Raw genomic sequence first — 11,268 nt, forward strand, 5'->3', positions numbered from 1 at the left:
TAAATTTTCATTTTATGACTAGTTCAGATCGACATTCCGGCTCAAGAAATGCTAAACATAACCGATTGAGATTTTTGAATCTTTCTTCTAAAAATATTTCAACTGGCGATACTTTAGCATTATTTGCAGTAGGCACTTTTAGCTTGCACCTTTTGACTCTGTTCTTAATGTTGCTACTGTATGGTTCCTACTCAAAGTTGAGTAGAAAAGCACCTCCGTCTCTAGTGCAATTAGAAACAGGTAAATCAATTAAAGTTGCCTCAATAGGTAGTTTAGAACGTACTCCTCAAGTTATTTTACATTTTGTTTCTGACACAATGACTTTGATGATGAATTGGTCAGGAACGCTACCATCCACCACAGTAGAAGAAGCTGCTAAACCCAAACCAGACCCTGGTATAGATATTCGCTCTTCAAGTAACGGAAGTGGTAAAGTAACTTCTTCAGCATGGCAAGCATCCCATGCTTTATCGGAAGACTTCCGCAAAGAGTTTTTGCAAATACTAGCTGAAATTACACCACCAGCAGTTTTCAAGGGAACAACGCAAGTAGTTTTAGTTCCACTTTCTATTCAACCTCCCATCAAAATTGCTGAGGGTAAGTGGAAAGTCAAAATGGTTGCTAACCTTAGCATATTTGACCAAGGAAATAAATTGGGAGAAGTAATTCCCTTTAATAAAGAAATCTTCGTACAAGCCGTTGAAGCTCCTGATATGTCAACAACAAATGATGGATTAGCAGCAGCAATTTATCAGATGCGAGCTAGCGGTTTAGAAATTTATGCAATACGGGATTTACCACAGGAGAATTTATAATGCCTGAGCATCAAAATGGTAAAACACCTACAAATATTCTTGAATTAGAAAAAAAACCTGCTACGGCTAACCAAAAATTTGAACAAGAGTTAAATGAAGAATTTGATGATGAATGGGATGAAGAAAGTCTGGCGCGATTACTCGGTTATGTATATCCGGTTGTAAATTCAACAACTTCTTCTGAAGTGAATGAACATGAAATAACTTCAGAAGAAGTTGAACATACCGAAAATCAAGCTGAAGTATCTTCGCCAAATGTAGTAGCACCCCATGAGTTATTTGATGACCCACAATTAGGTAAAACACAACAAAACTTCTCCACTAATCCATTTTCTAAATTTGGTGTTGTCGGCTTGGGATTGTTTGTGATATTCGGTGTAGGAGCTACTTTTTTAAATATCATTATTTCCGGTAGACCAAAAGCAGCACCAAAAGTTATGGATCAAGGTTCTGCCCAGCCTACAGTAGAACTTGCTGATAATATAAAACCCCAAGAAGTAGAAACAGGGAAACTAAAAGCAGAATTAGCGTTAGGAAGTCAAGTAGAAAAAATCAAATCTTTAGAAAGTTCCAAAAGTCCCAAAACTTCTGTAGCCAAAGCGCGTAACCAAACTAAGGATGAGTTAAATAAACGAACTACAGTCAACCAGACTCCACCTGATGTGCGTCCATTACCAATTTCTCGTCCAGTTCAAGTTGCTTATGTCCCTCGTCAAACAACACCAAGAGAATATTATTCGCCTCGTTTTACAACAGTTTCTCGGAATCAAGCACCTGTAAGTAACGTGCCAGTAAATACCACAAGCACAATACCAATACCGCCTCGTACAAACCAATTTACTGACCCAATGCAACAATGGGCGGCAATTAATAGATTAGGAAGTTATGGCAGTAGTGAAATTGCGACTAACACTGAATTGGCAACCAAAACTTACGAACAACCGAATAATAGTGCTGTAGATACTGTTACGAACGTACAAAGAAATTCACCAATAATAATTCCTCGTGCCACCCCAGTTTTAGCTGTTGCTAACACAATTGTGGAAACTGCCGATTCTCTAGAACCACTCTACACAGAAGAAAATGCAATTGTTACAGGTGTACCTGTGCGACAACTAACGGTGGGTGCAACTGCATCTGGAAAGTTAATTACTCCGTTAATTTGGGGTGAAAGTTCAACTAATAATATTGATGCAAAATCACTGACTCCAACTCAAAAAGACAAGTTTATTGTCCAGCTTGTTGAACCACTAACTGAAGAAGATGGTTTTGTTACTTTACCAAAAGGTACTCAAATTGTTGTCCATGTACGAGACATTGACGAATCAGGACTTGTGCAACTGGAAGCAACCCAAATTGTGATGGAAGGTAAGGAGTATGTGTTGCCACCAGGAGCAATTACTATTCGCGGCAACTCCGGCCGTCCATTAATGGCATCAAAGTCGAATGATAAAGGTGGCGAAATTGCTTTACGAGATGCAGAAACATTCGTAGTTGGTTCTTTGGCTAAAGTGGGCAAAGTACTCAATCAACCTCAAGACGAACAATACTCAACTTCCACTGGGTTTGGTGGTACAACTACTTTTTCTTCCACTAGACGAGGTGGCCCTAATATCTTGGGAGCCATTTTAGAAGGAGGATTTGAACCGCTGACTGAACAAATTTTAGAACGCAATCAGCGATCGCTAAGAGAAATCGAACAACGAAAAGCAGTTTGGTACGTCCGCGCAGGTTCGGATATTCAGGTTTTTGTCAACCAATCTTTTCAACTTTAAACTGCCTCCCCAATGCCCCATGCCCTAATTTACTCAGTATGAATCCGATGAAAGTTTTTCTGCAAAAGTTGACTGTAACCGCTTCCATCTATACTGTGCTGACTTTTGCTACTGGCCTTTTACCAGTAGTTGCAGGTGAAACATCTCGTTCCAGCCAAACTCCTCAAGGACTGCGACGTATTTCACAGGATATGGCCACTGGGCAGAGTGGAAGTGAAATGCCTCTAATTGAGTTATCGCCGGGGTATGGAGTCAATATTTCCTTTATCCCCAATGGTGAGATAGTAGAGAAAGTTTGGTTAGATAATCCAGCGATCGCTTCTCTTGATGTTGATGGTTGTTTGTCAGGCTTGGGACGTGAATGTAACTCTCCAGGGGCAACAGTATTACATCTGCGACGGATCAACCCAATAGATATACCGCAGTTGCCGAAGATGAATAGCAGCTTGCTGACAGTAGTAGCAAAAGGTAACTCTGAGCGGCGAGTGTATTTATTTCGGGTCGCTACAACTAATACAAAACCCAAATATCACACAATCGAGGTCACACCTCACACCCAAGAAGAACCTGAAATTAGAGAACTATTACCGCAATCTCAAAATTTACAAGCTATGAGTCGGGGTCTGGAAATCGCCCAAAAACAACGTTTAATTTCGCCTGAATCGCGCTTGTGGCAGCGAATAAAAAACTTTTTAACAAATGTGAAGTCAGGAGAATCAATATCTAATGCTGCCCGGAAAGCTGGCATTACTTTGCAGCTAGTGAATCGGCTGATAGAACTGGGACAAACTACTCCCGTAAATATTTTGAGGCAGCGTTTAGTAAATCAATCAAATTACTCAAATAAGATTTGAAATTAAGGCAATGAAATTCCTAAAAATTCCTTTTAGCTTGATATCTGGGCTAAGTTTAGCTATCTTAATTTCTGGTACAACTTTAATTTCATCACAAGAGCAAGGATTATCAAATTCTCAGTTAAGACAATCGGGCGTTCCTACAAGCAATTGGCAAAATACTCGCCTGCCTAATTGGAATCAAATTACCTTTGCTAAAATGCCTGGTATTGCCGAATCTGGTTCTTTTCAAGTACCAATACGTGTGTCAGAAAAGTTGGGATATGACCCTTCGCGTAGTTGGAATGCTGGACAGACACCTGATTATTACATGATGTTAGGTGACTTTCAAGAGGCTTTCAAACTTCAAGATTTTTCACTAACTGATATTGCCAAAACTGTTGATTTGGATTTAAGTCAAGTTGATTTAGACCAATTTGGCGTAATGAAATTCCAAAGTTTAGAGAGCTTGAGTGAGGCTATTCCTAATTTGAAAGATAAACATATTGCTGAAGTTAAACCTGTTTTAGATTTATTATCTCAAAAGCTAGAAACTTCCTTTGATTCCAATCAAACAATCGGGAAGCTATTGCAACAATCTCCTCATTTAGGAAAACTACAGTTTGCATCTTTAAACTTAGCATCTTATAGTTTGGATTCTATTCCAGGTTTGGCAACAACACCAATTGGTGCATTTAAAAAATGGCAAGGTGTCCATATTAATGAGATACCAGGATTAGCTGATGTTCCTTTTTCTCAGTTTCCTAATCCAATTAATGCTGTGGGTGGAAATGTGGGCATTGTTGATATTGCTTTTGCAACTGACGAACAACAACGTCATAGCACAATTTCTGGTAGTAATAAAGAAGGCTTTTCTGTGCCATGTCAAAAAGATTGTGCTCACATAGAATTATCTGGTTCATCTGCGGTTTCAGGTAAAGCCTGGGTTAGCGGTAAATATCAATTAGTTAAGGGTGGTCAAGGAATCCTCAGTTCAGTGAATGGCGGGAAAGAACCAACAGGTCGTCATCCATTTGGTCATGCTTTCAAAGTCGCAGTGTGGGATATTTCAGAAGTAGACGGCATGATTTCTCAAGCTTTATTCTTCCGGGCTTGTATGCGGAATACTTTTGTAGATTTAGGCTGTACACCCTATTTTATTGGGCCTGTACCATTCATGACTTTCAAAGAGCAAGAACCTATATTTTTAGGTTTAATTGCAGGAGAAAGCTCTAATTCAGTTTCCACAACTACAGGATTGAATAGTACGGGGTTTAGATTTAAACAATCTCCTAATAGTTCAACAAATAAGTTGTCTAATTTACTGCCCACAATTAAAGGTGATTGCAAGAATCTTCATTCATCAGGAACAAATATCGATGCTTTGATTGCTGCTTTCTATAGTGTTGAAGAAAATTACAACTTAGTCGGTAATTATACCTGCGACTCATCTGATAACTGTGGACGTGGGCTGGGTGCAATGCAGTTTATGTCATATCGTCCAGATGTGCGAAAGATTATCTCAAGTAAATCTGGCGGTGCAAAGTTTCTATCCAAATTGGATGCAGGTGAAAAAGTTACAGGTGAGGATATGATGCAATATTTTTCACCTGCTGAACAACAAACTTTAATTAAAGCTGATATCACCAACTTACTGAACAGCGCATCTCAACAAATCGACCCAATGACCGAAAAGCCTTTTATAGGCGAGCGATTAATTGAACGTGCTGCTCAAATGAATTTCGCTGGTGTAGGTATCCCTATCGATACGGCTGTCAGTGATGTGGATGGAAAAATATCAATCAGAGGATATGGCAACAAAACATCTGCTAAATATTTTCAAGCTCTGCAATTAATGGGCTGTTCTTAGACTAAAGAAATCCTGTTTAATTTCTGTATTTTCGGTTCAAGTTATGAGTTTTCTATTTCAGAATTTATTCAAAACATTAAGCAGAATATAATATGCAATTAAAATTTAATAAGTTCATACGATTAAAATTGTTTAAATATCAAGCAATAGTAGCGATAGCTACTATTTTCAGTTTACTTGTTACAGCATTTTTATTCAAAGCCCATATTGCAAATAACAATCGTACAACAACATGGAGAAATGCCAAAGAAATTGCACCACCATTGCTTATTAAAAAAGTCTTATCTTTGAATCCCATAGCTAGGATTGATGACAAATCAGTAAAAGTTATGCAAATCTCATCTCAAGGTGCAGGAGATTTATACATATTTGATTTACGCTCATCTCAGCTTTGTGGCATCGGTGGTTGTCTTTATCTGATTTATCACGAATCCGGTAAGTTGCTTTTGCCCCTAATCGCTAATCCAAACTTACCACCCAAAGAAGAGTTAATGCGTGCTTCAAACACAATAAATGGTAAATTTCCTTGCTTGGTAGTTACGCAACCGACGTTGAATGAGAACATACTATCTCGTACCAAATATTGCTACCAAAATCAAAAATTTATACGGTTTAACGAAGAATTTTTTAGTAGCAAATAAAAGTTAGATTTAAATGATACAAGCTAATGAAAAATTCAACTTCAAATTACTCTCTAGGAATTCAAGTACCGCTTGCAAAAGTAGAGACATTACAAATTGAAAGATTGACAGAATTGATGAAATCGCAGTCTGGCCTGGTACTTTTGAGTTGCTTGATTGCACTTGCTATTTTTCGAGTTCTTTCAGGAGGGAATCGCAAAGGTAAACTGGCTACCAGTTACTGGGGTGGTGGTCGTGAAAAATATTTGGCTGCACGTAAAGCTAAACAGCAGATATCTAATCCTACGCGCAATTGGGCAGCACTTTACATTGGTACACCTCAGCAAATGCGATCGCGCATTGAAAATGAATGGCGTACCGCAGGTTTACTGAAGACAAAACCAACTGTGAATCAAAAATTACACAAATTAATATCGCCTAACTCTACTCTGTATGTTCCTGATGTCCAAAGAGGAATAGCCGTTATAGGTGCAGCAGGTTCTGGCAAGACATTCTCTGTAATCGACCCTTTAATTCGTAGCGCTTTTGACCAGGGGTTTCCTGTATGTGCCTATGATTTCAAATATCCCGCACAGACCAAACGGGCTGTAGCTTACGCTATGAAGCGCGGTTACACCGTCAGAATATTTGCGCCAGGGTTTCCTGAAAGTGAAACCTGCAATCCTTTAGATCTGCTGAAAGACGAGGAAGATGCGATCGCCGCAGGTCAAATTACCAGGGTCATTTCGCGTAACTTCGACCGTGGGGGTAATAGCAACAGCGATAAATTCTTTGAAGAAGCCGGGGATAGTTTGGTTGAGGGTATTTTACTAGTCACCAAGGCAGTTAAAACTCTAACGGGTGACGACAAATACTGCGATTTGATGATGGCGCAGGCAATTTTATCTTTACCCAATCTGGCAGTAAGATTAGAAGCTGCTTCCAGGGACAAGCTGAAAATTTGGACAACACGACCGTTATCTCAGCTAATCAGCGTCAAGTACTCTGAGAAAACTACTGCTAGTATTGTTGGGGCCGCGCAGCGTATATTTCAGCGATTCCTCAAGAAAGACTTTGTGGGCGCATTCTGTGGCCAGACGACATTACCACTGGACTTGGATGGTAAACAGCTAATTGTGTTTGGGCTAAACAGGAATAACCGTGACATCATCAGTCCATTGCTGGCGGCTATTTTACACATGATTGTCACGCGCAATGTATCCCGTATCGTACCGAGAAAAGACCCTTTAGTAGTGGCTTTAGACGAACTACCTACTTTGTACTTACCAGCTCTTGTTAATTGGTTAAATGAAAGTCGTGAAGACGGTTTTGTAGGAATTTTGGGATATCAAAACATTGTCCAGTTAGAAAAAGTCTATGGTAAGGAACTGACACGGGCCATCTTGGGAGGTACAGCCACCAAGTTTATTTTCAACCCACAAGACCCGGAATCTGCAAAGTTGTTCAGTGACTACTTGGGCGAGATGGAAATCAAATTTAATTCCAAATCGCGCAGTACAGGAAAGGGAGGTGCTTCACACAGCACTAACGAACAGCATCAAAAACGCCATTTATTTGAAGCAGCACAGTTTGCCAAGATGAGTACGGGTAAGGCGGTAATTATCAATCCAGCTTACACTCGGGGCACAGAAGCTTATGTTCCCATATTGCAGACTATGAAAGTTCCTGCTGCTGATATTGCTGAGATGAACTGGTCGGAGGGAAAGTGGGATTTTGTTAGAGAAAGACTGATTCAAAACAATTCTGTGCAAATTAGCGACTCTGAACGTTCTCAACAATTTATGGAAAGGCGTGAATTAGCTGAAAAACTATTTCCCATACCTGAAGAATCTAATTCTGTGCCTTCTCCAGAAGAAGTTGCCAATGTTTTTTAGGGGTTTTAGAAATGCAATCTTCACAGGTTAATTGGAGTAAACAAGTTTCGTCTGTCTTAGCACGTTATCCGCAGTGGCAGCACATAGTTATTGAAGCATCGAATAAGCCGTTATTCGATGTAAATTATTGCCCAGAGACTATAGAAATATTTGATCAGGTTGGCTTATTAGCTGGTAGAGTATTTAGCTCTATTTCTTATGAATGTACTCGTAATTCACTAGATAAAAGTGAATTTATTGCTTGGTTGTTTGATGGAGAACTGGGAGTTTTTTATGTAGGTTCTCAGGTAGTTATCAATCGACTGAAGTTATTGGCAGAGATTGGCGGAGGTGCTCATCATGAATGATATATTTACGGTTGCATCTGGAGAAGCTGCTGCCATTCAAATGCATTACGAACAAATAATAGAAGTTTTGTTGCAAACTTTACTCAGTGACAAACAGGATCATAAGCGCCAAGGATTAAAAATATTTGATGGAAAAAGACTTGTTTATGGACATGATAAAATTCAATTTCATGATGAAGTCTCTGGATTGTCAGGGCAACTTTTAAATCCTCAACTCATTGTCCAGCTACAACAACTGCGTTCTGTAAGAGTGGGAGGTATGGTAGAAGGAGCGACTAATAAAATAGTTGAATTAGATGGACGCATTGTTTTGCAATCTGATGAACGAGGTAAAGTAATTATTAATAATTTATTGCAAAATGGAGTAGTTAAATCTACAAATAATCAACAGAGATTTGATGTAGATGAGCCTACCAACAGAGAACATCCAAAACAATTTGATAATACTGAATTTTTAGTTTCTAGTTCTGAGAGACAAGCAAAAGCAATACAAGAAAATAGAGACTTCTCTCATAATCTAGGCTCAATAAGAGTAATGCAATCTCTTCAAGATTTAGAAGATAATCCTTTAAAAAATTTACTAGCTAATGAAATTGGACAGCTACAAGCAGAAATCAAAGCATTAAGACAACAGCAGGATTTTTATCAAAATTTAATTAATGAAAGAGTTAAACAACATCAAAATATTTCTTGGTGGCAGCAATCAGTTAATAATATTTCACTTTTAGTAGAAAGTATAAATTATGCTGTAAAGATGGGCATTCAAGAATTTAAACAACATTCAGCACAATACCAAATTGCAACATCTTTAAAAACTTTATTTCATACTCAGACACATCCAGGAGCTTTAGAATACCAAGCGGCTCAATACCAAATCTATCGTGATGGTTCATTGTATAAAATTACGGAATCAGAAACAGGCAAACTTTTAATGCAGTTTCGTTCTACAAATTTGGGTGTACGGGTGGAAGCTAGAAATTTGGAACCTACACATATTAAAGATATTAATGCTTTAGTGCGATCACTTCAACGTCATGAACCTATTCCTGCTTCCTTTACTCCTGTAGGTAAGCAAGAAGCTGAGTATTTTGCTCGGATAGATAAGATTACTAAGGCGCTTGTGCAATATGCGATCGCTCACAAAAAAGATGTAGAAATTGATGGCTTATTCTCTTATAAATGGCAAGCAACTACCGATGGAAAAGTGAATATTTATGCCAAAGATGGACGTGGAACTGTATTAGAAAAATCTGAGGGACAACTCAAAAGTTCTATGAGCGAGCGGGATTTAATATATTTCGAGCAAATCTTACCCAGATTACAGCCTGCTTACCAACGCCAACAGGAATCAACAGCATTGCGATTACCACAAGTTAACAGTAATGAAAATGAATTAGAGATATAGCCGTGAACTTATCCCATTTGAATTTATTAATTGACTCTGGTATACCTATAGTCTGTGTAACCGCTTCGATATCAGAGCGGATGACAGTTTTAAAGCAGATTTACCAGGAATGTGCAGTGACGAGAAATCTGCCTATGTATTTATGGAATGCTGGTTGGGGATGTTTTAAACAAGTCCAATTTAATTCTGAGCGTTGTGTAAGTTTTCCAACTGTATACTCTAGTAAATTACAGCCTCGTGATGATGGAATCTTTGCAGCTTTCGATGATTTGTTAAATTCTGAAATAGATGGTGTTTTTATTTTTGAGAATTTGCAGTCTTTAATTAAACAAGACTCAACATTATATCTAAAAAATTATTCATTTAAAATTACCTCGCAAATAATCAACATTTTTTATGAATTAAAAAATATCAACAATACAAAATATTTAATTATTTTAGCAATGGATGATGTGGAACTACCACAGTCATTGACTCAGTTAATTCCCAATCTCTCTATGCCCTTGCCTTCGCATGAGATAATAGCTGATTTTATTAAAGAATTTTTATTTAATCAAATAACTGATTTCCCAAAGGATTTTGATTTATCTATTTTGGTAAATGCTGCTTCTGGTTTAACTCTTGAGGAAATACGTTCTGGATTTGCAATAGCGATTAATTCTTGTCCAGATTTTCATAGTAATACAATAGCCCTACACTTGCTAGATTATAAAATTAATCGCTTTCGTGCTTTTAACTTAAACTTTATTTCTCACTCAAACGTAGCTGACTTTGGTGGTTTAGATTTACTCAAAAAATTTATTGAAAATGTCAAGCTAGATTTTGCTCCCGAAGCACGATCTGCCAATATTCCCCTTCCAAAAGGTTGTTTACTGGTAGGGCCACCGGGGACAGGAAAGACTCTGGCGGCGCACGTCAGTGCCAAAACTTTAGGATTTCCCCTTGTGTGCATGGATACCGCAGCAGTAATGAGTGGTAGTGCAACCCATCTCAAACGCTTGCTAGAGCGTATAGAAGCTTGCGCTCCCGTTGTGCTTTACTTTGATGAATTAGATAAATTGTTCGCAGCATCCACTCCTTCAGGTGAAGATATTGATTCACGCCGAATCTTGGGAACCCTACTCACTTGGTTGCAAGAAAAACAGAGTGCTGTATTTGTGGTAGCCAGCCTTAACCGACTCGATGCACTACCACCAGAATTAACCAGGGTTGGCAGATTTGATGAAATATTCTACGTCGGCTTTCCTCAAGCGATAGAGCGAAAAGAAATTCTGATGATGCACCTAGCGAGATTTGACGAACGATACCGCAATGGTGGCGATGGGCTACGCCCCACCGTAGGCGATCGCCTTACCGAGAAAGAATGGCGGATTCTTCTCAACAAAACCATCAACTGTAACGGTGCTGAACTAGCAAGAATGGTAGAAAAAGCAGCCCGTGCATTATTTCATCAAGGGCGGGAGATTCATATTGGGTTGTCCGAACTGTTGGAACAAAGGGAAATGATAGTACCACTCTACGTCAGAGATACCGACAGAATACTGGCTATAGAAAATCGAGCCAAGTATATTTGTCAACCAGCATCGACAAAAGACTCTTCGGTTTTCGCTCCAGCGATTACTACGTATTGGGGAGAACCCTGTGTTCAAAGTTAACCGTAACAAGCGATCGCTTATTTGCAGTTAATCAACTACTGTTCAAACTCAAA

Annotated in this window: 9 protein-coding genes; all 9 read left to right on the forward strand. The window is 38.8% G+C overall.

What is annotated here, in order from left to right:
* Positions 1-14 precede the first annotated feature (14 nt).
* The 9 genes from HGR01_RS38090 to HGR01_RS38130 all read left to right on the forward strand — a co-directional run bounded on the left by HGR01_RS38090 (position 15) and on the right by HGR01_RS38130 (position 11,215).
* Entirely contained in the window at positions 15-815 is an 801-nt protein-coding gene (locus tag HGR01_RS38090) for a hypothetical protein (protein WP_052335376.1), read from the forward strand.
* Positions 815-2,590: a TrbI/VirB10 family protein gene (locus HGR01_RS38095; RefSeq protein WP_081584130.1), complete on the forward strand. Its 1,776-nt coding sequence runs from the start codon at positions 815-817 to the stop codon at positions 2,588-2,590. The genes HGR01_RS38090 and HGR01_RS38095 overlap by 1 nt, the downstream gene beginning before the upstream one ends.
* Before the next feature lie 47 nt (positions 2,591-2,637).
* Positions 2,638-3,444 carry a hypothetical protein gene (locus HGR01_RS38100; RefSeq protein ID WP_045873584.1) on the forward strand — a complete coding sequence of 269 codons (807 nt, stop codon included), beginning with the start codon at positions 2,638-2,640 and terminating at the stop codon, positions 3,442-3,444.
* Between the two features lie 10 nt (positions 3,445-3,454).
* Positions 3,455-5,293 (forward strand): hypothetical protein, encoded by a 1,839-nt coding sequence (locus tag HGR01_RS38105; protein ID WP_045873583.1) that lies wholly within the window; start codon positions 3,455-3,457, stop codon positions 5,291-5,293.
* Between the two features lie 92 nt (positions 5,294-5,385).
* Positions 5,386-5,934 (forward strand): hypothetical protein, encoded by a 549-nt coding sequence (locus tag HGR01_RS38110; protein ID WP_045873582.1) that lies wholly within the window; start codon positions 5,386-5,388, stop codon positions 5,932-5,934.
* A 26-nt stretch (positions 5,935-5,960) separates the two neighbouring features.
* The gene (locus tag HGR01_RS38115) at positions 5,961-7,808 is read left to right on the forward strand and encodes a type IV secretory system conjugative DNA transfer family protein (protein WP_045873581.1); all 1,848 of its coding nucleotides are present in this window, start codon (positions 5,961-5,963) and stop codon (positions 7,806-7,808) included.
* Between the two features lie 11 nt (positions 7,809-7,819).
* Positions 7,820-8,155, forward strand: coding sequence for a hypothetical protein (locus tag HGR01_RS38120; RefSeq protein WP_045873580.1), 336 nt, complete (start codon positions 7,820-7,822; stop codon positions 8,153-8,155).
* Positions 8,148-9,560 (forward strand): hypothetical protein, encoded by a 1,413-nt coding sequence (locus HGR01_RS38125; RefSeq protein WP_045873579.1) that lies wholly within the window; start codon positions 8,148-8,150, stop codon positions 9,558-9,560. Before HGR01_RS38120 ends, HGR01_RS38125 begins: the two co-directional genes overlap by 8 nt.
* 2 nt (positions 9,561-9,562) lie before the next feature.
* Entirely contained in the window at positions 9,563-11,215 is a 1,653-nt protein-coding gene (locus tag HGR01_RS38130) for an AAA family ATPase (RefSeq protein ID WP_045873578.1), read from the forward strand.
* Positions 11,216-11,268: the final 53 nt, after the last annotated feature.

It is taken from the genome of Tolypothrix sp. PCC 7712 (genome assembly GCF_025860405.1).
GTDB lineage: Bacteria > Cyanobacteriota > Cyanobacteriia > Cyanobacteriales > Nostocaceae > Aulosira > Aulosira diplosiphon.